The sequence below is a fragment of the Pseudomonas sp. FP1742 genome, assembly GCF_030687145.1.
GTDB classification, from domain to species: domain Bacteria; phylum Pseudomonadota; class Gammaproteobacteria; order Pseudomonadales; family Pseudomonadaceae; genus Aquipseudomonas; species Aquipseudomonas frederiksbergensis_D.
Map to the genome: position 1 here is coordinate 1705711 of NZ_CP117460.1, position 22436 is coordinate 1728146.

A 22436-nucleotide genomic window follows, 5' to 3' on the forward strand; every position below is an offset into this window, starting at 1 on the left:
GGTCTGAACCATGAGTTTGCTCAATATCGGGATGTCGGGTCTGGCCGCTGGCCAATCCTCGCTGATGACTACCGGCAATAACATTGCCAACGCCGACACCGCCGGTTACTCACGCCAGCAAACCGTGCAGGGCACCAAGGCCTCGAATCAGTTCGGCAATGTCTACATCGGCACCGGTACGACCCTGGCCGATGTGCGTCGGGTGTACAACAGCTACCTCGATGCGCAACTGCAAACCACCACCTCGCTCAACAGCGACTCGGCGGCCTATGCCGGGCAGATCAGCCCGCTCGACAAGTTGCTGTCGGACAGCGGCACCGGTCTCAACGGCGCCCTGACCAAGTTCTTCGCCTCGGTGCAGAACGTCAACGCCAAACCGGGCGACGATGCTTCCCGCCAACTGCTGCTCAGCGATGCACAGGCCTTGAGCAACCGTTTCAACTCGATCTCCAGCCAATTGACCACGCAGAACGCGAACATCAATGGCAACCTGGCGGACATGGCCGATCAGGTCAACAAACTGGCGGCCACCGTGGCCCAGTTGAACCAGAAGATTTCCGAAGTTTCCAACGCCGGCGGCCAGCCCAACGACTTGCTCGACGCGCGCAACGAGACCGTGCGCCAGTTGTCCACCTTCACCGGTGCTCAAGTGATGGAGCGTGACGGTAACCTCGACATTTACCTGGGCAGTGGTCAGCCGCTGGTCATGGGCAGCACCGCCAGCAAGCTGGAAGTGGTACCGAGCAAAGACGACCCGTCGCGTTCGGCCGTTCAACTCAATCGCGGTTCGAGCACCATCGACATCACTTCGGTGGTGACCGGTGGCGAAATGGGCGGCTTGCTGCGTTATCGCAGCACCGTGCTGGACCCGGCCATGAACGAGCTGGGGCGTGTGGCGCTGGTCGTTGCCGATCAGATGAACACCGTCCAGGCCCAGGGCATCGACAAGAACGGTGACTTTGGTTCGAACCTGTTCAACAGCATCAACAGTGCCGCGCAAATGGCTCAGCGCAGCGTTGCCACGGTCGGTAACAGCGCCGGCTCCGGCAACTTCGACGTGAGCATCGAGGACAGCGGCAAGCTGACCATCAACGATTACAAGGTCACCTTCACCAGCGCCACCAACTACACCGTGCAGCGTCTGCCTGAAGGCACCGCCATGGGCGCGTTCAGCACGCTGACCACGCCGCCACCGGTGATCGATGGTTTCTCCATGACGCTCTCTGGTGGCACCGCGGCAGCCGGCGACACGTTCAAGATCACCCCGACCCGCAACGCGGCGACCAACATCAAGACCGAGATGACCGACTCCAAACGTCTGGCCTTCGCGGCACCGTTGGGCGCGGCCATTGCCGCGGGCGGCAGCGGCACACTGACGATTCCGGCCAGCGGTCAACCGACCCTGACCACCAAGTTCGACGTCTACGACACGGCGACCACCACCACGATCCAGAATGGCCTGAAGACTTCGACGCCGGTCAAGATCGTGTTCGGTGCGGCCGGTGGTACGACTCAGACTTACCAAATGCTCGATGCCCAAGGCAACTCGCTCAGCAGCGGCACCATTGTGCCGGGCCAGAACAATACGCTGAGCCTGACCATTCCGCTGGTCGACGGCACCGGTGCCGCGATCAATGATCCGGGGCCGCCCATCGTGCAGCGCACTGTGTCGTTTGACATGACCGTGGCCGGTTCGCCAGGTAACGGCACCGCGATCAATGTCTCGCTCAGTCAGCCAGGCACGCTGGACAACCGTAACGGCACCGTACTGGCCGGCTTGCAAACCAAGCAGACTGTGGATACCGGTTCCGCCAGCAAAGGCATCTCCCTGACCGACGCCTACGGCAAACTGGTCGAGGGCGTCGGCGCCAAGGCCGCGCAAGGCAAGCTCGACAGCGCTGCCACTGAAGCGATTCTGGCCAACGCCAAGGGGGCTCGCGACTCGTTGTCCGGTGTCGATCTCGATGAGGAAACCGGCAACCTGGTCAAGTACCAGCAGTACTACACCGCGTCTTCGCAGATCATCAAGGCTGCGCAGGAAATCTTCAGCACACTGATCAACAGTCTTTAAGGAGTCGTAGCCCATGCGCATTTCTACCGCCCAGTTTTACGAGTCCTCTGCTGCCAACTATCAGAAGAACTTTTCCAACGTGGTCAAGAGCAGCGAAGAGGCCAGTAGCCTGGTTCGCGTGAATACCGCGGCCGATGATCCGGTCGGCGCTTCGCGTTTGCTGCAACTGGGTCAGCAGGCTTCGATGCTTGATCAGTACGAGGCTAATGCCACGACCATCAAGGGGACCCTGGGTACCACCGAAGCGGTGATGACCAGCATCGGCAACGTATTGCAGCGCGCCAGGGAACTGGCCGTCAGCGCTGGTAACGCCGGTTACACGGATGCCGACCGTCAGGCCAATGCCTCGGAACTGGGGCAGATCGAAGAGCAATTGCTGAGCCTGATGAACAGCAAGGACGAGAACGGCAAATACATCTTCGCCGGCTCCAAGGGCGACACCGTGCCGTTCACCCGCAACAACGATGGCACCTACAGCTACAACGGTGACCAGGTGACGCTTGACCTGGCAGTCGGCGACACCATGTCGATGGCTACCAACAGCACCGGTTGGGACGTGTTCCAGCAGGCGATCAACACCAGCCGCAGCGAGGTAACCCGGACTGCGCCAGTGGTGGATGACGGCCGTGTGACCCTGTCCAACGGCCAGGTGTCGTCGAACGTCACCTACAACACCAAGTTCCGCAGTGGTGAGCCATACACCGTGGACTTCGTCAGCGGCACCCAGCTGAAAATCACTGATTCGCTCGGCAACGACGTGACCGCCGAAGCCAGCCAGGGTGGTGCATTCGATCCGGCCAGCAAGGTGGGCCAGGCCGTCACTTTCCGTGGTGTCGAGCTGACCCTGAACATCAATCTGAGCGCTGGCGATACGGCGGCGACTGTGCTGCCTGGTCACACTTTCACCCTGGCGGCCAAGCCGGATACCTTCAGCGCAACCGGCAGCCCGGGCAACCCTTCGACGGCGCAGATCACCGCCAGCAATATCACCAACCCTGTGAATTACCACGCCAGTTTTCCTAGTGGCTCGGCGATCCTGAAGTTCACCAGTCCCACCGCCTTCGAACTGTACGCAGCGCCATTGACGGCAAGCAGCAAGCCGGTATCGACGGGAACCATGGCCGGTAGCGTCGCCACCGCCTCGGGTGTGAGCTTCACTGTCAGCGGTACACCGGCTGCCAACGATCAGTTCAGCATTGCGGTCAACACCCATGAAACCCAGAACATTCTGGACACCGTGAACCAGTTGAAAACCGCACTGAATACACCCACCAACGGTAACCCGATCGCCACACAGAAACTGCAAGCGTCACTGGCTTCCGGCGTTGCCAACCTGGCCAGCGGCACCGATCAGCTGTCCAGCGCCTTGAGCTCTGTCGGTGGGCGCGGTGCTGCCCTGGACACCCAGAGCGATACCAACCAGAGCCTGAAGCTGGCCAATGCCCAGACCCAATCGTCGATCCGCGATTCCGATCCGGCTGAAGTGATGACCCGTTTGACCTTGCAACAAACCATGTTGCAGGCCTCGCAACTGGCCTTCAGCAAGATTGCTCAGTTGGGCCTGTTCAACAAGGTCTGAGCCGGCGTCTGCCGAGCTGCCAACCGTCTTTTTCCAAGCGGTTCCGGGGCCTCTGCCTGAAAGGGTAGAGGCCCGCCGCTCGAGAGTTTCCCGTCGTGAATCAACGCCCCCTCGTCAGCATCGTCATCCCTGCCTTCAACCCGCGCTTCTTCAGTCAGGCATTGGAAAGTGCGCTCGCCCAGACCTACGAGCACGTCGAAATTGTCATCTGTGATGACTCGCCCGACACCGAGATTCGCGACATTGTCGATGCCTTCGTCGAGCCAGCCCACCCGATTCGCTATCTGCGTAATCCGCAACGTCTGGGGTTACAGAGGAATGTGCTGCGCTGCGTGGAAGAAGCCCGTGGCGAACTGATCAAAGTGCTGTGCGATGACGATCGTCTGTTCGCGCCGAGCGTTGCATTGCAGGCGCAGGTGCTGATTGATCACGCGGACGTGAATGTGGTGTTTGCCCTGCGAATGCTCAGCGATGCCGGTAATTTCATCCTGCCGCCACGGGTCGACAACTGCCGGTTTTCGCCGAATGACGCCTTGCTCAAGGGCGATGACATGTTGGCGATCTTCGAGGGCACACCGAAGAATTTCCTCGGTAATTTCAGTTCGACCCTGATGCGTCGCGCCGATGTGCTGGAGCTGTTGCCAGCCCTGATTCAGGAAGGCGCCGGTTTCGTCGCCATGCTCGATTTCGCCTTGTTCGTGTGTCTGATGCGTCGCGGTAACCTGGTGTCCCTGAGCACCGTACTGAGTACTGAACGTCTGTACCCGGAGCGTTTGAGCAAAACCCCGGAAATGATCAAGGCCGCGGCGGTGGAGTGGAGCTGGCTTTCGCAGATGCTCGCGGCGCGCAGCGGTGAATCGGCTCCGGCGTCGGGTTGGGTGCGCTACATCGACCTGTACAAAATCACCGGGCAGCCCCACGCCTGGGAAGAGTTGTGCGTGGTGCGCATCCTGGGCAACCGCAACACGGTGGTGAATGGCCGGGTGGGTGGGGAAAGCGAAAGTTACGCCGATTTCTATCGCGAATGGCTGGCGATCCGCAGGTTCTCCGATGTCGAGCAGCGACTCTTGCCACAACGCATCGACAGCTGGGCATTCCGTCCGCAGATCGTGCCGATCGTGATCGATAGCGGCGCCGATAGTGCTGCGCTGAACACTACATTGCAAAGCATCAGTCGTCAGCTTTACGCGCCGCAAGCGGTATTGGTGCTCTCCGATGCATCCAGCGTCGCCGACGATCGCGTGGTGCAGTTGCCGTTTCAGGCGGATTGGGTCCAACAACTCAACGCGGTGGTGCCGCAGCTGGAAGGCGCTCACTGGTTTTGCCTGCTGCGGGCCGGCGACACCTTGCGCGAGTCGGCTCTGCTGATCCTGGCAGAACGCATTGCGGGTTCGCCGGGCATTCTTTGTGCCTACAGCGACGAGGGCGCGCGGGTCGATGGCGAGTCGACCGACCCGGTATTCAAGCCCGATTTCAACCTCGACCTGATGCGTGCCTATCCCTACGTTGGTCGAACCCTGGCCTTCGAGCGTCAACGCTTCATGATGCTGGGCGGTTTCGATCCGGCTCACGGTGAGCTGGCACCGCACGATCTGCTATGGCGCCTGGTGGAAGAGGCCGGGCCGCAGACCATCGAACACATTGCCGAGATTCAGGTGGAGTCGAGCCAGACCTTCGCCGACTGGTTGTCGTTGCCCGAAGTGATCGAGAGCAACGCCGGGATGGTCGGCGCACACCTGGATCGTATTGGTGTGGCGCACGCGATCCGGCAGGAAGCATTGCCGTTGATCAACCGCATCGACTATCTCCATGCAGCGCGTCCGCTGGTGTCGATCATCATCCAGACCGGCGATTCACTGTACGCGTTGCAGCGTTGCATTGAAGGCTTGATCGAGCGCACGGCTTACACCCAATACGAAATCCTGATTGTCGACAGCGGCACTGATGACCCGGCGATGCTCGACTGGTTGGCCGCCATGGCGCAACTGGGCGCGGCAATGCTGCGGGTACTGCGTTACGCCGGCGACGCCAACGACGCGGCGATCCGCAACTTCGCCGCGAGCCTGGCCCATGGTGAGTACTTGTTACTTCTCAGTGCGCAGGCCGTGATCTGCGACAACGACTGGCTGGATGAATTGCTCAATCACGCCCAGCGTCCCGAGGTGGGAGTCGTCGGTGCTCGTATTCTCAGCCCTGAGGGCTCGATCGTCAGTGCCGGGTTGATTCTTGGCCTGGCGGGGCCGGTCGGTTCACCGTTTTATGGTGAGGCGGCCGGTTCTCGCGGTTACATGCAGCGTTTGCACGTGACGCAGAACTGGAGCGCGGTGAGCAGTCACTGCCTGATGGTGCGCAAGCAAGTGTTTGATGACCTCGAGCAGTTCGATGAGGCGACCTTTACCCAAGGCCTCAGCGATGTCGACTTGTGTTTGCGGGCGAATAAGGACGGCTACCTGGTGGTCTGGACGCCTTACGCCAGTGTGGTGTGGGTGCCGCAAGAGGTATCGCCGGCACAGCCTTCGACACTGGCGCTGCGCGAGCTTGAACAGGAAGCGTTCTATCGCAAATGGTTGCCGAAGATCGCCAAGGATCCGGCCTACAGTCCGGCGCTGAGTCTTGGAATTTCCAGCTTCAGCCTGGAGCCGTCGCTGCGCAATAACTGGAATCCGTTCTGTTCTCGCGCTTTACCGTTGATTCTCGGTCTGCCGGTCAACAGCACCGCCGTCGGCCACTACCGGGTGACCGCGCCGCTGGCAGAACTCGAAGCGGCCGGGCGCGTGATCGCGCGGGTGGCCTACGAGTCGCCGTCGACTGTGGAGATCGAACGTCTGTCTCCGGACACGATCATCTTGCAAGGGCGTTACAGCGAAGGCGCCGCCGGCGACATTCTGCGGATGAAAAAGTATTCCAGTGCGCTGCGGATTTTCGAACTCGACGACTACATCATCAGTGCGCCGAAGAAAAACACCCACGCTCGCAACAAACCGGTCAACACCGAGCAATTGCTGCGTGAAGGCATTGGCCTGTGCGACCGGGTAGTGGTTACCACTCAGCCGCTGGCCGATGCTTTGTCGAGCATGCACAGCGAGATCCGTGTGGTGCCGAACATGCTGTCGCCGGACCCATGGGCGACGCTGACCAGCCGTCGTCGCACCTCCAGTAAGCCGCGCGTCGGTTGGGGCGGAGGCACCAGCCACACCGGTGATCTGGAGATCATTGCCGAGGTGGTGCGCGAACTGGCGAACGAAGTCGAGTGGGTGTTCTTCGGCATGTGCCCCGACGCCTTGCGCCCGTACGTTCATGAGTTTCACTCCACCATCGGCTTGCAGAGCTACCCGTTCAAACTGGCGAGCCTGAACCTCGACCTGGCGCTGGCACCGCTGGAGTTCCACATCTTCAACGACTGCAAAAGCAACCTGCGCTTGCTGGAGTACGGCGCCTGCGGATACCCGGTGATCTGCACCGACACAGAGGCCTACCGCGGCCACTTGCCGTGCACCAAGGTCTATAGCAACAGCACAGACGAATGGCTTCAGGCGATCCGCATGCACCTGGCCGACCCGGACGCCAGCTACCGCATGGGCGATGAGCTGAAGGAGGCGGTGCACCGCGATTTCATGTTGCGTGGCGACAACCTCAATCACTGGTTGTGGGGCTGGTTGCCGGACTGATCGCCTTCGGTGATGCGTTTGCCATGTTCGGTTGATCGTTTGACAGCTTGAGGCACGATCAAAGGGATGAGTCCACTCTCGGATTCATCCCTTTTTAATACCTGCCAATCCCGCCGACGCAGCGCCCGTGGAGCTGGCGCGTTTCCTGCAAGTCCTCCTCTAATCGCCATAAAACGAGCGCTCGCGGTCATTCACCCGCGCCCGGTTTGGCAAAGATTTAGCCAGAAGGCCCGCCAACGCTTGCAACAGCCTGGCCGAGCCCGGTGAAGAACAAGAGGGGAGACGATGAAGGCAGTAATTCTGGCGGGTGGCCTGGGCACGCGCATCAGCGAAGAGTCGCACCTCAAGCCCAAGCCGATGATCGAGATCGGTGGCAAGCCAATTCTTTGGCACATCATGAAACAGTACTCCGCCCACGGAATTCATGACTTCGTGATCTGCCTTGGCTACAAGGGCTATGCGATCAAGGACTTCTTCGCCAACTACTTCCTGCACACCTCTGACGTCACCTTCGACATGCGCAACAACCGCATGGACGTGCACCAGAACTACAGCGAGCCGTGGAGCGTCACTCTCATCGACACCGGCGAGGAAACCATGACCGGTGGCCGCTTGCTGCGCGCCGGCCGTTACCTCAAGGATGAAGAGGCGTTCTGCTTCACCTATGGCGACGGCGTCTCCGATATCAATATCCGTCAACTGGTGGACTACCACAGCGCCCACGGTCGTCTGGCGACCGTCACCGCCGTACAACCGCCGGGCCGTTACGGCGCCCTGGAGCGTCACGGCGATCAGGTGCTTGGTTTCACCGAGAAGCCCCGTGGCGACGGCGGCTGGATCAATGGCGGCTTCTTCGTGCTGTCGCCGAAAGTGCTGTCGTACATCGGCGGTGACGAGACCACCTGGGAAGCCGAGCCGTTGACCCGGTTGGCCCAGGATGAACAGTTGAAGGCTTTCGAACATGAAGGCTTCTGGCACCCGATGGACACCCTGCGCGACAAGAACCACCTCGAAGCGCTGTGGCAGAGCGGGGAGGCCCCATGGAAGCAATGGGCCTGAGTCCGGAGTTCTGGCGCGGCAAACGGGTGCTGCTGACCGGTCACACCGGTTTCAAGGGCAGCTGGTTGACGTTGTGGCTGCAAAGCCTCGGGGCCGAGGTCAGTGGGTTTTCGCTCGATCCGTCCACCGAGCCGAGCCTGTTCGAACTGGCGCGGGTACATGAGGGCATCAACGATCAGCGCGGTGATCTGCGTGATCTGGGCGCCTTGCTGGAACTGATCGCCGAAACCCAGCCGCAAATCGTCCTGCACCTGGCGGCCCAACCGCTGGTGCGCGAAGGCTATCGCGATCCGCTCGGCACCTATTCCAGCAACGTCATGGGCACGCTCAATCTGCTTGAAGCGATCCGCCAGGTCGGCGGTGTGCGCGCCTGCGTGTTGGTGACCACCGACAAGGTCTACGCCAACAAGGAATGGCTGTGGCCGTATCGCGAGGACGAGGCCCTGGGTGGTCACGATCCTTACAGCAGCAGCAAGGCTTGCTGCGAATTGTTGGCGCAGTCTTACGCCGCATCGTTTTTCCCGGCTGACAAGTACGCCGAGCATGGCTTGGCGTTGGCCACCGCCCGTGCTGGCAACGTGCTGGGCGGCGGTGACTTTGCGCCGGAACGCCTGATTCCCGATGTGCTCAAGGCCTGGTCGGCCGACCAGCCAGTGACCCTGCGCTACCCGCAGGCCGTGCGCCCCTGGCAGCACGCTCTTGAACCTTTGGCGGGTTACCTGCAATTGGCTGCTGGCCTCTATGAGCAAGGTCCCGAGTTTGCTGGCGCGTGGAACTTCGGTCCGAGCGAAACAGACATGTGCAGCGTTGGCGAAGTAGTTGAACTGCTCGCCAGCCGTTGGCCGCAAGCACGCGGATTGCGCATCGAGCCGAGTGATTTGCATGAGGCCGGGCTGCTGCGCCTGGACAGCAGTCGCGCCCGACAACGGTTGGCCTGGCAACCGCGTTGGTCGTTGCAGCAGTGCCTGACCCAGACCCTCGATTGGCACCTGGCGTGGCAGAACGGTGATGACATGCGTGAAGTCACCCTGAACCAGTTGAACCTGTACCGAGGCGCGTTGTGAGCGAGTTCTTGTTGAAAGCCTTACCGCTGTCCGGACTGTTCAGCGTGCAGCACAAACGCTTCGAAGATGATCGCGGGCATTTCGCCCGGCTGTTTTGTGAAGGCAGCCTGAGCGCTTTCGGCCAGCCGTTTCATATCCGCCAGATCAACCACTCCTGCACCCGTGAGCGGGGCAGTGTGCGCGGTCTGCATTTTCAAAATTCCAATGCGCCGGAAGCCAAGTTGATTACTTGCCTGCGCGGTGAGGTCTGGGATGTGGCGGTGGACTTGCGCCCCGACTCCGAGACTTTCCTGCACTGGCACGCCGAGCACCTGAAGGCCGGTGACGGTCGCAGCCTGTTGATCCCAGCCGGGTTCGCCCATGGCTTCCAGACCCTGACCGATGACGCCGAATTGCTCTACCTGCACAGCGCCGATTACGCGCCTGCGCACGAGGGCGGCTTGTCGGTGAACGATCCACGGCTGGCGATTGCCTGGCCATTGCCTGTCAATAATCTGTCGGCCAGGGATTCCAGCCATCCCTTGCTCGATGAACACTTCGCTGGAGTGCGTCTATGAACTGCCGAGGGTGCGCCGCACCGCTGAGTCTGCCGCTGATCGACCTCGGCACCTCGCCGCCGTCCAACGCCTATGTGCATGCCGATCGCCTGGAACAAGCCGAGCAATGGGTGCCATTGAAGGTCGCGGTGTGTCAGCAGTGCTGGCTGGTGCAGACCGAGGATTACACCAGCGCCGACAGCCTGTTCGATGCCGAGTATGCGTATTTCAGTTCGTTCTCCAGCACCTGGCTGGCCCATGCCGAGCGCTATGTCGCCGAGATGGTCGAACGCTTCGGCCTGACTGCCGACAGCCGCGTGGTGGAAATCGCCGCCAACGACGGTTACCTGTTGCAGTACGTTGCCGGGCGCGGCATCCCCTGCCTGGGCGTTGAGCCAACCCGCAGCACCGCGCAAGCGGCGCGGGAAAAAGGCCTGGAGATTCGCGAGCTGTTCTTTGGTCGCAACACCGCCGCGCAGCTGAAAAACGAAGGCTGGGCCGCCGACCTGATGGCCGCCAACAACGTGTTGGCGCATGTGCCGGACATTAATGATTTCCTCGGTGGTTTCTCCACCTTGCTCAAGCCGACCGGTGTGGCGACGTTCGAATTTCCGCAACTGTTGACATTGATGGCCGGGCAGCAATTCGACACGCTGTATCACGAGCACTATTCCTACCTGTCCCTGACTGCCGTGCAGACCTTGTGCGAGCGCAATGGCCTGGAAGTGTTCGACGTCAGCCAGTTGTCGACCCATGGCGGTTCGTTGCGGGTGTTCGTCCAGCGGGCCGACGGTGTTCGCCGTGAGGTGCAGCCAGCCGTTCAACAGCAGTTGCAGGCCGAGCTGGCAGCGGGAGTGAAAACCCCCGAGTACTACGCGACCCTGGCACCAGCGGCCGAGGGCATCAAGCACCAATTGCTGCGTTTCCTGTTGCAGGCCAAGGCTGACGGCAAGCGCGTGGTCGGTTATGGCGCGGCGGCCAAGGGCAACACCTTGCTCAACTACGCCGGGGTCAAACCGGACCTGCTGGCCTGGGTCGCCGATGCCAATCCGCACAAACAGGGCAAGTACCTGCCGGGCAGTCGCATTCCAATCGTCTCACCGGCACAGATCGACCTCGAGAAACCCGATTACATCCTGGTCCTGCCGTGGAATCTGTTGCGCGAAGTCAGTCAGCAACTGGCACAAGTACGTCAGTGGGACGGCCGTTTCGTGATCGCCGTGCCTGAGTTGACCGTACTGTGAAGGTGCTGGTGACCGGTGCCACCGGGTTTGTTGGTCGACATCTGGTCGCGGCTTTGCTCGCCCGTGGCTGCGAGGTGCGGGCGGTGGCGCGTAACGCCGAGACCGCCGCGCAATTGCCATGGATCAACGCCGTGGAATTCGTGGCAGCGGATATTCATGCCGCCGACCTGGACTGCGCCGCGCTGACCGATGGCGTCGATGCCTTGGCGCATCTCGCCTGGCCGGGGTTGCCGAATTATCAGGCGCTGTTTCACTTCGAGCACAACCTGATGGCCGATTACCGCTTCATCAAGGGCGCGGTCGAGGCGGGCGTGTCGCAGGTGTTGGTCACCGGCACCTGTTTCGAATACGGCCTGCAGAGCGGGCCGCTCAGCGAGCAGACCGAGGCGCGGCCAAGTAACCCTTACGGGCTGGCCAAGAACACTTTGCGTCTGTTCCTCGAAAACCTGCAGCGCCAACAGCCCTTCACCCTGCAATGGGCGCGGCTGTTCTACCTGCACGGGGAAGGGCAGAACCCCAACAGTTTGCTGGCGGCGCTGGACCGGGCAATCGACGCCGGGGACGACAGCTTCAACATGTCGGCCGGCGAGCAGTTACGCGATTACCTGGCGATCGACACGGCCGCCGATTACCTCGCCGCGATCCTGCAACAGCGCGAATTCGATGGCGTGATCAATTGCTCCAGCGGCCAGCCGGTATCGGTCAGGGCGCTGGTCGAGCAGCGGCTGCGTGAACGTGGCGCGTCGATCCGTTTGAACCTGGGCCATTACCCATACCCGACCCATGAACCGATGGCGTTCTGGGGTGTGGCGGACCGCTTGCAACAGCTACTGGGAGCAGAGCATGAGGCATGAGTTGTATCGGGTCGCCGACCTGCCGGTGTTGCAGAACCGTACCTTTGCCGACCCGGAGTCGGCCAGGGCATCGGCCAGCGCCGACATGCTGTTGGTGCAGGACGAGACGAGCGGGCTGATCTTCAATCAGGCCTTTGACGCCGACAAGCTCAGCTACGACGCCGACTATCAGAACGAGCAGGCGCATTCCGGCCAGTTCCAGAAGCACCTGAGCGATGTCGAAGGAATCATTGCCCGTCACTTCAAGGGGCAGGAGCTGATCGAAGTCGGCTGCGGCAAAGGCTACTTTCTTGAGCTGCTCAAAGGCCGGGGCTACGCCATTACCGGCATCGACCCGGCCTACGAAGGCGACAACGCCGACGTGATCAAGGCGCCGTTCACCCGCGGCCTGGGGCTGTCGGCGGACGCTATCGTGCTGCGGCATGTGCTGGAGCATATCCAGGACCCGGTGAGTTTTCTCGCCGAGATGGCCGAGGCCAATCAGGGCGGGCAGATCTACATCGAAGTGCCGTGCTTCGACTGGATTCTCGAGCACCGCGCCTGGTTCGACCTGTTCTACGAACACGTCAATTATTTCCGCCTCGATGACCTGCGCCGGATGTTCGGCACTGTACACGAGGCCGGTCACCTGTTCGGTGGCCAATACCTGTACATCGTCGCCGACCTGGCCACGCTGCGCCTGACGCCGGAACAACCGGTGCCGCGCCTGGCATTGCCGGACGGTTTCACCAGCAGCCTTGAGCGTGCGGTGCAGATCATTCAAGCAGCGCCCGAGCAAGGCTCGGCGATCTGGGGCGCCTCGTCCAAAGGCGTGATTTATTCGTTGTTCCTGCAACGCGCGGGCGTGGCGGTGGATCGCGTGGTGGATATCAACCCGGCCAAGCAGGGCCGGTATCTGCCCCTGAGCGGCGTGCGGGTGTCCTCGCCGCAAGAGGCCATGGATGCCTTGCCCGAAGGCGCCAATCTGTTTGTGATGAACTCCAACTACCTCGAAGAAATCAGGCGGATGACCGGTGGACGCTACGTCTATCACGCCGTCGACAGCGCTTCGTTCCAGTGACTATTGAGATTCTAAAATGACCGACAACACCATCAATAAAGCCTTCGAAGCCGAATGCCGGGAACAGATCGCCCAGCAGGGTGACGACCAGAAACTCACCGGCCTGGCCCGGGATTTCTTCAACGAATCGGCCAAACACAAGTACAGCTACCACTTCTCGTGGATGGGCCGTCCGATCATCCAGCTGCCGCAAGACATGATGGCGATGCAGGAAATCATCTGGCAGGTCAAACCGGACCTGGTCATCGAATGTGGCATCGCCCACGGCGGCTCGATCATTTACTACGCCTCCTTGCTGGAGCTGCAAGGCCACGGCGAAGTGCTGGGCATCGACCTCGATATCCGTGCACACAACCGCGAAGCCATCGAGAGCCACCCGATGAGCAAGCGTATTTCGATGATCGAAGGTTCGAGCATCGACCCGGCCATCGCCGCCCAAGTGCGTGCTGCCGCTGAAGGCAAGAAAGTCATTCTGGTGCTCGATTCCAATCACACCCACGATCATGTGCTGGAAGAGTTGCGCCTGTACGCACCACTGGTGTCGGTGGACAGCTACTGCGTGGTCATGGACACCGTGGTCGAAGACATGCCAGCCGATTTCTTCCCGGATCGTCCATGGGGCCCGGGCGATAACCCGAAAACCGCGGTGTGGAAGTACCTGGAAGAGAACAAGGACTTCGAGATCGACCAGCAGATGCAAAACAAACTGCTGATCACCGTGGCGCCGGACGGTTATCTGCGTCGCGTTCGTTAATCAAAAACAGCTTCAGGTACTTGGCGATTGGCCGGTTGTGGGGATAGAAAGATGCAGGTTCAAAACAGTGCTCAAAACAACGTTGCGCCGCTGAGCGAGCGGTTCACGGTGGTGGTGATTTCCCACAACCGGAACGCGTTCCTGCGGCGCACCTTGCAGTACTACAAAAACTATCCCTGCACGGTTCTGGTTCTGGACTCGTCCGTCGAGGGTGACGAGAACATGACCCGGGACTTCCCGTCGGTCGACTATCGCCACTTGCCGCAATACACCTATAAGGGGCTACAGGACAAACTCACCTACGGCGTCAATCAGGTCACCACGCCCTACATGGTGTTCGCCGCCGATGACGACTTCCTGTTGCACCGTGCACTAACCGAGTCGGTGGAGTTTCTCGAAGCCAACCCCGACTACGGCCTGTGCCATGGCTACGGGATCATGTACCTGACCCGCGCCACCGAAGTGAACTACTTCCGTCGTGACCGCAAGGTGCACGAGGACTACAACTCGGAGCTGGCCGAAGACCGTGTCGTGCGGTTCATGGACAATTTCCTGCCGCCGTTCTATGCCGTCACTCGTACGGATCTACTGCAACAGTGGTACAGCCTGCTGCCCGCGGGTACCGGTTTCGAATGGCAGGAAATCGGTCACACGTTCTACCTGCTGGCGTGCGCGAAGGCGCGGATCCTGCCGATTCCATTCGCCGTGCGGGAAATGAACTATGGCGCCTCGGACCACAACACCAACGTGTTGACAGTGTTGACCTTCAAGGATGCCAAAAGCGTTGCCGAGCGCGAGCAGTTTGCCGAGTTCCTGGCCTCGATTCCGACGCCACTCAGTGACAAGGGACCGGCCCAGGCCAAGCAAATCGCCCTGGACAGCTTTGCCGCCATGGCCGATTGCCTGATAGAGGGGCGCTCACTCAAGGGCACCATGATTATTCGCTCGGCCTGGCGCGAGGCGGGGGAGGAACCGATTCGTACTTTCGGCCCCGAACAATTCGTCGAAATACCTTTCTACAACAAACCGGTGTTCGACCTGTTGACCGAGTTCGAATTCCTGCTGCACGCGATGCCCGCAGGTCGCCTGCAACTTCAGGAGCTCGAAGGCATTCTGCTCAAGCAGCATGAGCTGATGCGCATTCATCCCAACGACACCGACCGCACTGTGCGTAGCCGTCTGTGGGAGGCCTTGAGCCTGAACGTGTTCAACCGGGCCGTAGTCAAGCGCCTGGCGGAGTCGTTGAAGGACAGCGAAGAACCGGAGGAAGGCCTCAAGCTGCAAGCCTGGGCCGAGCGCCTGGAGGCTATGCCGGGTCAGCAAGACCGCCGGTTGTTCGAGAACATGCCGTCCGGCCGATTGCTCAACTGGCTCGACGCGCGCAACCCGGATGCCGCGCAGCTCAAGGCGATCGCCGCGCATTTGGCCAAACACAACGGTGGCCCGAAATTCGGCATTCTGTTGCTGGATCTGGACGCCGACATGGTCAAGTTGCAGTCGACCTTCGACAGCCTGGTCGGTGGCCACTGCAAAGCGTTCAACCTGGTGGTGTTCACCACCGGTGATTTACCGGCGACCACCACCGTGCGTGACACGGTGCACTTCGTCAAAGTCACTACGACCAATTACGTCGAGCGCATCAACCAGATCGTCGCTCAGTCCGCCGCCGACTGGTTGCTGCTGGCCGAGGCCGGTGACCAGTTCACTGCCAGCGGGTTGCTGCGCGCCAGTCTTGAGCTGACCGGTGCCGAGGGTGTGCGTGCGGTGGCGATGGATGAAATTCAGCGTCAGGCCAACGGTGCTCTGGCGGATGTGTTCCGCCCCGGGGTCAACCTCGACCTGCTGCAAACCGTGCCGTCGCTGATGGCACGGCACTGGTTGATTCAGCGTGATGTGTTGGTTCAGGCCAAAGGTTTCTCGACCGAGTACCCCAAGGCTCTGGAGTTCGATCTGTTGTTGCGTCTGATCGAGAACGGTGGCCTGGCAGGGCTGGCGCATCTGGCCGAACCCCTGCTGATTTGCGATGCCCCGGCAGAGCAGGAAAATGCTCAGGAACGCCAGGCGCTGACCCGCTCTCTGGCGGCGCGTGGCTATCGTGCTCAGGTCAGTTCGGCACTGCCGCTGACTTACCAGATCGACTACCAACACGCCGGGCGACCGCTGGTGTCGATCATTCTCCCGAGCCAGGACAACCTCGAGTCGCTGCAGCGAGCATTGGTCAGCGTACTGCAACGCACCCGCTATCAGCGCCACGAAGTACTGATCGCCGACAATCACAGCCAGTCCGAAGAATTGGCAACCTGGTTGAGCAGCCTTGAAGGCAAGGGAGATCGTATCCGCGTCCTGCGCAGCGGTCAGCGCTTGACGACATCGGCACTGAACAACTTCGCGTGCGCCGAAGCCAAGGGTGATTATCTGGTGCTGTTGTCGGTCGACTCCGAAGTGGTCAACGCCAACTGGCTCGAGAGTCTGGTCAACCAGGCCCAGCGTCCGGAAGTCGGCATCGTTGGCGCCAAACTGATGGACATTCGTGGTGTCACCACCCAGGCCGGGTTGGTCCTGGGTTTGAATGGCGATATCGGCTCGGTGTTTGTCGGCGAGCGTAAAGACGCCAAGGGCTACCTCAATGGCCATCAAGTGGAGCAGAACTATTCGGCGGTGTCCGGTGCGTGCCTGATGATTCGCAAGGATCTGTATGAGGCGATCGGGGGGCTGGATGAAGAGCATTTCGACGAAGCCTTCGCGGATATCGACCTGTGCCTGAAAGTCGCCGATGCCGGTTACCTGACTGTCTGGACGCCGCAAGCGCAGCTGTTGCACCCGGGCGTATTGCCTGATGCACCACAGGCCCGTGCGGCCCTGCGTGACAAATGGCACGCCCGCTTCGAACAGGATTCAGCCTGTAACCAGAACCTGGCCTTGACCGGCAAGGGCTTTACTCTCGGCGAACCGACCAGCGTGAACTGGGCGCAGTTGCTCGCATAAGCCTGGCTGACAGGTAAAAGGACTCAAGGCATGTTCAACGGTAAATCGATTTTCATCTCTGGCGGCACCGGTTCGTTCGGGCGCAATTTCATCCGTCGGTTGCTGGAGCAATACCAGCCCAAGCGGGTGGTGGTGTTTTCCCGCGATGAGCTCAAGCAGTATGAGATGCAGCAGACGTTCAACGCGCCATGCATGCGTTACTTCATCGGTGATGTGCGCGACGCCGACCGTTTGCGTCAGGCCATGCGCGGTATCGATTACGTGGTGCACGCCGCGGCGCTGAAGCAAGTACCGGCGGCGGAATACAACCCCACCGAATGCATCCGCACCAACGTCAACGGCGCGGAAAACATCATTGCCGCGGCCATCGACAACGGCGTGAAAAAAGTCGTCGCGCTGTCCACCGACAAGGCTGCCAGCCCGATCAATCTGTACGGCGCGACCAAGTTGCTGTCGGACAAACTGTTCGTGGCCGCCAACAACATTGCCGGCGAACAGCAAACCCGGTTTGCCGTGGTGCGTTATGGCAACGTTGCCGGCTCACGGGGTTCGGTGGTGCCGTTCTTCAGCAAACTGATTGCCGAGGGCGCCAAAGAGCTGCCGATCACCGATGAGCGCATGACGCGGTTCTGGATCACTCTCGATCATGGCGTGAAGTTTGTGCTCGACAGCTTCGCCCGCATGCACGGTGGTGAAGTGTTTGTGCCGAAGATTCCGTCGATTCGCATCGTCGATCTGGCACAGGGCATGGCTGAACATTTGCCGCACAAACACGTCGGCATTCGTCCGGGGGAAAAACTCCATGAGCTGATGGTGCCGCTGGACGACGCGCGCATGACCCTGGAGTTCGATGATCACTACACCATTCAGCCGTCGATCCGCTTCACCAGCGTCGACGTGGATTTTGCCGTGGACAAACTGGGCGAGCAGGGGCGGCCGGTGAGCGAAGACTTCGAGTACCGCTCCGATACCAATCCGCACTTTCTGTCGGTCGGCCAGATCGCTGACCTGCACGCGGAGTTGTCGGCATGATTCCCTACGGTCGGCAAAGCCTCGATCAGGCGGACATCGATGCGGTGGTCGCCGTGTTGCAGTCCGACTGGCTGACTCAAGGGCCGACCATCGAGCGTTTCGAACAAGCCATGGCCGAGCGTTGCCAGGCTGATTTCGCGGTGGCGGTGTGCAACGCCACGGCGGCGTTGCACATTGCCTGTCTCGCTGCCGGCCTGGGGCCGGGCGATCGGTTATGGACCACGCCGAACACCTTTCTGGCCTCGGCCAACTGCGGTCGCTACTGCGGCGCGGATGTCGATTTCGTTGACATCGACCCGCTGACCTGGAACCTCGACGTCTACACCTTGGCGGCGAAGCTTGAAATCGCCGAACGCGACGGCAAGCTGCCGAAAGTGTTGGTGGCGGTAGCGTTTTCCGGGCAGAGCTGCGATATGCGCATGATTGCCGAACTGGCCGAGCGTTACGGTTTCACGGTGATCGAGGATGCCTCCCACGCGGTCGGCGCGTCTTATGCCGGGCGCCCGGTGGGTTGCGGCGAGTTCGCGGCGATGACCGTATTCAGTTTCCATCCGGTGAAAATCATCACCAGCGCCGAAGGCGGCATGGTGCTGACCAATCGCCCGGAACTGGCCGAGCGCTTGCAACGCCTGCGCAGCCACGGCATGACCCGTGACCCCGAACAAATGACCGAACCCAGCCACGGCCCCTGGTATTACCAGCAAGTGGAACTGGGCTTCAATTACCGCATCACCGACTTGCAAGCGGCTCTCGGTCTGTCGCAGCTGAACAAGCTCGATGGCTTTATCGAGCGTCGACGTGAGCTGGCGGCGCGTTATGACCGGTTGCTGGCGTACTTGCCGCTGACCTTGCCCAGCCCGCAGCCTGAAGCCGAATCGGCGTGGCATCTGTACGTGGTGCGCTTGCAGACGCAGCGGATCAACCTCAGTCATCGACAGGTGTTCGAAGGCTTGCGAGCGGCCGGTGTCGGGGTGAATCTGCACTATATTCCCGTGCACTTGCAGCCGTACTATCGCGACCTGGGTTTCGCCGAGGGGGACTTTCCCGAAGCCGAACGTTATTACGCCGAGGCCATCAGCCTGCCGCTGTTTCCTCTGCTGAGCGATGAACAACAGGACTATGTGGTCGAGCAATTGCGACGACTGATCCTTGAGGAGTAGTGACTCTTGAGCTGTGTTGCGATCATTCCGGCCCGTGGTGGCAGCAAGCGAATCCCGCGCAAGAACCTCAAGCCGTTCGACGGCGTGCCGATGATCGTCCGCTCGATTCGTACGGCGCTGGAATCAGAGCTGTTCGACCAGGTGATCGTCAGCACCGACGATGAGGAAATCGCCGAAGTCGCACAAGCCAATGGCGCTCAGGTGCCGTTCATGCGACCTGTGGCACTGGCTGATGATTTCACCGGGACCGCTGCGGTCATCGTGCATGCCTTGAAGCAATTGCCTGCGTTCGACTATGCCTGCTGCCTCTACGCGACGGCGCCATTGTTGCAGGCACGTTATCTGCGTCAGGGGCATGAATTGCTGGTGCAGCACCCGGACAAATCCTTTGCGTTTTCAGTCTCTGGTTTTGGTTTCCCGGTGCAGCGTGCCTTGACCCTCGACGGGCAGGGCGCCTTGACCTCGCTCTACCCGGAATTTCGTGATACCCGCTCCCAGGACTTGCCCGAGACCTTTCAAGACGCCGGTCAGTTCTACTGGGGGCGCAGCGAGGCCTGGTTGCGTGGCGATGTGCTGTTCTCGCCGGCGAGCCTGCCGGTGATTCTGCCGCGCTACCTGGTACAGGACATCGACACCCTTGAAGACTGGAAACGCGCTGAATACCTTTACGCCGCCTTGAAGGCCGGAGGTGAGTTGCAATGAGGGTGCTGATCCGCGCCGACGCATCGCCGATTATCGGCAGTGGCCACATTGCCCGCTGCCTGACCCTGGCCAGGGTGCTGCGCAAACAGGGCGCGCACGTTGCTTTCGCCTGCCGCCTGTTGCCGGGGCATCGACTGGACAGCCTGGCAAGCGAAGGCTTCGAGACCTTCGCGCTGCCCGACCGCTACGCCGATGAGGATCCGCAGCAGGCCATCGAGTCGATGCTGCCCTGGCAGGCGGACATCGCCGCGCTGGCGCAGGCCTTGGAAAGTCATCCGGCTTTCGACTGGATCATCGTCGACCATTATGGCCTCGATCATCACTGGCAGACCGCGGCCCGCCGCTGGGCACCACGGATCGCGGCGGTGGATGACCTGGCCACTCGGCAGTACCGCGTCGATCTGCTGCTCAATCAAAATCTGTCGGGCACCCCAGAGGCCTATGCCTCGCTGTTGACGTCCGACTGCCAGACTTTGCTCGGCCCACGTTTTGCGATGCTGCGTGATGAGTTCTGTTGTCCGGCGATCGAGATCAAGCCTCGGGCCAGGCGCGTGCTGGTGAACTTCGGCGGTTTCGATGCGGCCATGCAGACCCATCACGCGATGTTGGCGCTGGCGGACCTCCATGAGCTGGAGGTCGATTTCGTCGCGGGCGCCGACAACCCGGCCTGGGAGCAGATGCAGGCGCTGGCGGCCTATCGTCCGAACTGGCGCCTGCACAGTTTTGTCAGCGATTTCTACCGGCTGATGACCGAGGCCGACCTGTTCATCGGTGCTGGCGGCGGTACCAGCTGGGAGCGGGCGGCCATGGGGCTGCCGACGATCTGCATTGCAGTCTCGAATAATCAGCAGGCCAACGGCGAGGTAATGGCGACCTCGGGGGCTCATGTGTTCCTGGGCAACCGCGAGCACGTCAGTGTCGAGCAGTTGCGCCAGGCCATCGGTTTTGTCGTGGGCAATCAGGTTTTTCGTCAGAGTCTGGCCGAACGTTCGCGGCAGTTGGTCGATGGCCGTGGCGCGTTGCGGGTGGCGGCCGCGCTGGCGGGGGCGGTACTGCAGGTGCGTCGGGCCACGCAGGACGATGCGCAACTGTTGTTTGAGGGGCGTAATGCCGAGGCGGTGCGGCGCTGGTCGCTGGACAGCCACGTCATCGATTGGCAGCGGCATCAGACCTGGCTGGCTGCGAGCCTGAGTAACCCCCAGCGACTGCTGTTGATTGCCGAGGCGGATGACGGCCCGGTGGGTGTGCTGCGTTATGATCTCGACGATGCTCGGGCCGAAGTCTCGATTTATCTGTTCGAAGGCCGACTCGGTCTGGGCTGGGGCAGGGCGCTGCTGGCGCGGGGCGAAGCCTTCGTCACGGCCCATTGGCCACAACTTGAGGCTATCACCGCTCAGGTACTGCCGGCCAATCAGCCATCGCTGAAGGTTTTCCGCGAGGCAGGTTTCACTCAGAGTGCTTGTGCGTTCACGCGCGTTTTAAAGGATCACACATGACCAGTTTCAAGATCGGCGACCGCTCGATCGGTGCCGATGCGCCGCCCTTCATCATTGCCGAGATGAGCGGCAACCATAACCAGTCGCTGGACGTGGCGCTGCACATCGTCGAAGCCGCGGCCAAGGCCGGCGCGCATGCCTTGAAGCTGCAAACCTATACCGCCGAAACCATGACCCTGGACCTGTCCGAAGGCGAGTTCTTCATCAAGGACCCCAACAGCCTGTGGGCCGGTTCTTCGCTGTATGCGCTGTACGAAAAGGCCCACACGCCGTGGGAATGGCACGCGCCGATATTTGCCCGGGCCAAAGAACTGGGCATGCTGGCGTTCTCCACACCCTTCGATGACACCGCGGTGGACTTCCTCGAAAGCCTCGACGTGCCGGCCTACAAGATCGCCAGCTTCGAGAACACCGATCTGCCGTTGATCCGGCGGGTCGCGGCCACCGGCAAGCCCCTGATCATTTCCACCGGCATGGCCAGCCTCGCCGAGCTCGATGAAACCGTGCGTGCCGCTCGAGAGGCCGGTTGCAAGGACCTGGTGTTGCTCAAGTGCACCAGCACATACCCGGCAACGCCCGCCAACAGCAACGTGCGCACGATTCCTCATCTGCGCGAGTTGTTTGGCTGTGAAGTCGGTTTGTCCGACCATTCGATGGGCGTCGGGGTGTCTGTCGCCGCCGTAGCGCTGGGGGCGACGGTGGTGGAAAAACACTTCACCCTCGATCGTGCCGCCGGTGGGGTGGACGCCAGTTTCTCCCTGGAACCGGCCGAACTCGCCAGCCTGGTGATCGAAACCGAACGGGCCTGGCAGGCCATGGGCCAGGTGCATTACGGCGTGACTGAAGCCGAGCGCAAATCCTTGGTGTACCGCCGGTCGTTGTATATCACCCAGGATATGGTCGCCGGAGAGCCTTTTACCGCCGCCAATCTGCGGGCCATCCGTCCAGGCCTGGGGCTGGCCCCGAAACACGCTGAAACCCTTCTGGGCCGCCGCGCCCGCCAGGCGATCAAGCGTGGAACGCCGCTGGACTGGTCGTTGGTCGAATAACCGCTTGTGGGGCTGATTCGGCAAAATAGCGTGACCTGCGAGTCATAACGCGCATCTTCACTGTATTGTATAAATAGGGAAGAGGGCGCCTGGCCTGTTTTTGGCTCAGTGATGGCCTTTTAC

The 22436-nt window shown here is 61.1% G+C and carries 16 protein-coding genes; all 16 read left to right on the forward strand.

Translation table 11 applies throughout. The features are described from left to right. The first annotated feature begins 10 nt into the window (after nt 1-10). The 16 genes from flgK (at nt 11) to pseI (ending at nt 22313) form a co-directional block, all read left to right on the forward strand. The gene (flgK, locus tag PSH64_RS07635; protein WP_105339876.1) at nt 11-2071 is read left to right on the forward strand and encodes a flagellar hook-associated protein FlgK; all 2061 of its coding nucleotides are present in this window, start codon (nt 11-13) and stop codon (nt 2069-2071) included. Between the two features lie 13 nt (nt 2072-2084). Beyond that, on the forward strand, nt 2085-3650 hold the full coding sequence (locus tag PSH64_RS07640; protein WP_105339875.1) for a flagellar hook-associated protein 3: 1566 nt from the start codon (nt 2085-2087) through the stop codon (nt 3648-3650). A gap of 95 nt (nt 3651-3745) precedes the next feature. Beyond that, nucleotides 3746-7318, forward strand: coding sequence for a glycosyltransferase (locus tag PSH64_RS07645; protein WP_305480381.1), 3573 nt, complete (start codon nt 3746-3748; stop codon nt 7316-7318). A gap of 285 nt (nt 7319-7603) precedes the next feature. Continuing rightward, a complete protein-coding gene (gene rfbF, locus PSH64_RS07650; RefSeq protein WP_019579550.1) occupies nt 7604-8377 on the forward strand; it encodes a glucose-1-phosphate cytidylyltransferase in 774 nt (257 codons plus the stop codon). Beyond that, nucleotides 8359-9441, forward strand: coding sequence for a CDP-glucose 4,6-dehydratase (gene rfbG, locus PSH64_RS07655; protein ID WP_105339873.1), 1083 nt, complete (start codon nt 8359-8361; stop codon nt 9439-9441). Before rfbF ends, rfbG begins: the two co-directional genes overlap by 19 nt. Next, nucleotides 9438-9998, forward strand: a complete 561-nt coding sequence (locus tag PSH64_RS07660; protein ID WP_305480382.1) for a dTDP-4-dehydrorhamnose 3,5-epimerase family protein — start codon at nt 9438-9440, stop codon at nt 9996-9998. The genes rfbG and PSH64_RS07660 overlap by 4 nt, the downstream gene beginning before the upstream one ends. Further along, a complete protein-coding gene (locus tag PSH64_RS07665; protein WP_305480383.1) occupies nt 9995-11221 on the forward strand; it encodes a class I SAM-dependent methyltransferase in 1227 nt (408 codons plus the stop codon). The genes PSH64_RS07660 and PSH64_RS07665 overlap by 4 nt, the downstream gene beginning before the upstream one ends. Beyond that, nucleotides 11218-12075 (forward strand): NAD(P)-dependent oxidoreductase, encoded by an 858-nt coding sequence (locus PSH64_RS07670; RefSeq protein WP_305480384.1) that lies wholly within the window; start codon nt 11218-11220, stop codon nt 12073-12075. The genes PSH64_RS07665 and PSH64_RS07670 overlap by 4 nt, the downstream gene beginning before the upstream one ends. Beyond that, entirely contained in the window at nt 12065-13135 is a 1071-nt protein-coding gene (locus PSH64_RS07675; RefSeq protein WP_105339869.1) for a class I SAM-dependent methyltransferase, read from the forward strand. The genes PSH64_RS07670 and PSH64_RS07675 overlap by 11 nt, the downstream gene beginning before the upstream one ends. Nucleotides 13136-13151: 16 nt before the next feature. After that, on the forward strand, nt 13152-13889 hold the full coding sequence (locus tag PSH64_RS07680; protein ID WP_064619523.1) for a cephalosporin hydroxylase family protein: 738 nt from the start codon (nt 13152-13154) through the stop codon (nt 13887-13889). A 51-nt stretch (nt 13890-13940) separates the two neighbouring features. Further along, complete coding sequence (locus PSH64_RS07685) at nt 13941-16874, forward strand: TIGR00180 family glycosyltransferase (RefSeq protein WP_305480385.1); 2934 nt, start codon at nt 13941-13943, stop codon at nt 16872-16874. 30 nt (nt 16875-16904) lie between these two features. Then, nucleotides 16905-17906: a UDP-N-acetylglucosamine 4,6-dehydratase (inverting) gene (pseB, locus tag PSH64_RS07690; protein WP_105339867.1), complete on the forward strand. Its 1002-nt coding sequence runs from the start codon at nt 16905-16907 to the stop codon at nt 17904-17906. Beyond that, the gene (pseC, locus tag PSH64_RS07695; RefSeq protein ID WP_305480386.1) at nt 17903-19066 is read left to right on the forward strand and encodes a UDP-4-amino-4,6-dideoxy-N-acetyl-beta-L-altrosamine transaminase; all 1164 of its coding nucleotides are present in this window, start codon (nt 17903-17905) and stop codon (nt 19064-19066) included. The genes pseB and pseC overlap by 4 nt, the downstream gene beginning before the upstream one ends. Before the next feature lie 6 nt (nt 19067-19072). Further along, nucleotides 19073-19768 carry a pseudaminic acid cytidylyltransferase gene (gene pseF / locus PSH64_RS07700; RefSeq protein ID WP_105339865.1) on the forward strand — a complete coding sequence of 232 codons (696 nt, stop codon included), beginning with the start codon at nt 19073-19075 and terminating at the stop codon, nt 19766-19768. Next, nucleotides 19765-21264, forward strand: coding sequence for a UDP-2,4-diacetamido-2,4,6-trideoxy-beta-L-altropyranose hydrolase (gene pseG / locus PSH64_RS07705; RefSeq protein WP_305480387.1), 1500 nt, complete (start codon nt 19765-19767; stop codon nt 21262-21264). Before pseF ends, pseG begins: the two co-directional genes overlap by 4 nt. Beyond that, nucleotides 21261-22313: a pseudaminic acid synthase gene (pseI, locus tag PSH64_RS07710; protein ID WP_105339863.1), complete on the forward strand. Its 1053-nt coding sequence runs from the start codon at nt 21261-21263 to the stop codon at nt 22311-22313. Before pseG ends, pseI begins: the two co-directional genes overlap by 4 nt. Nucleotides 22314-22436: the final 123 nt, after the last annotated feature.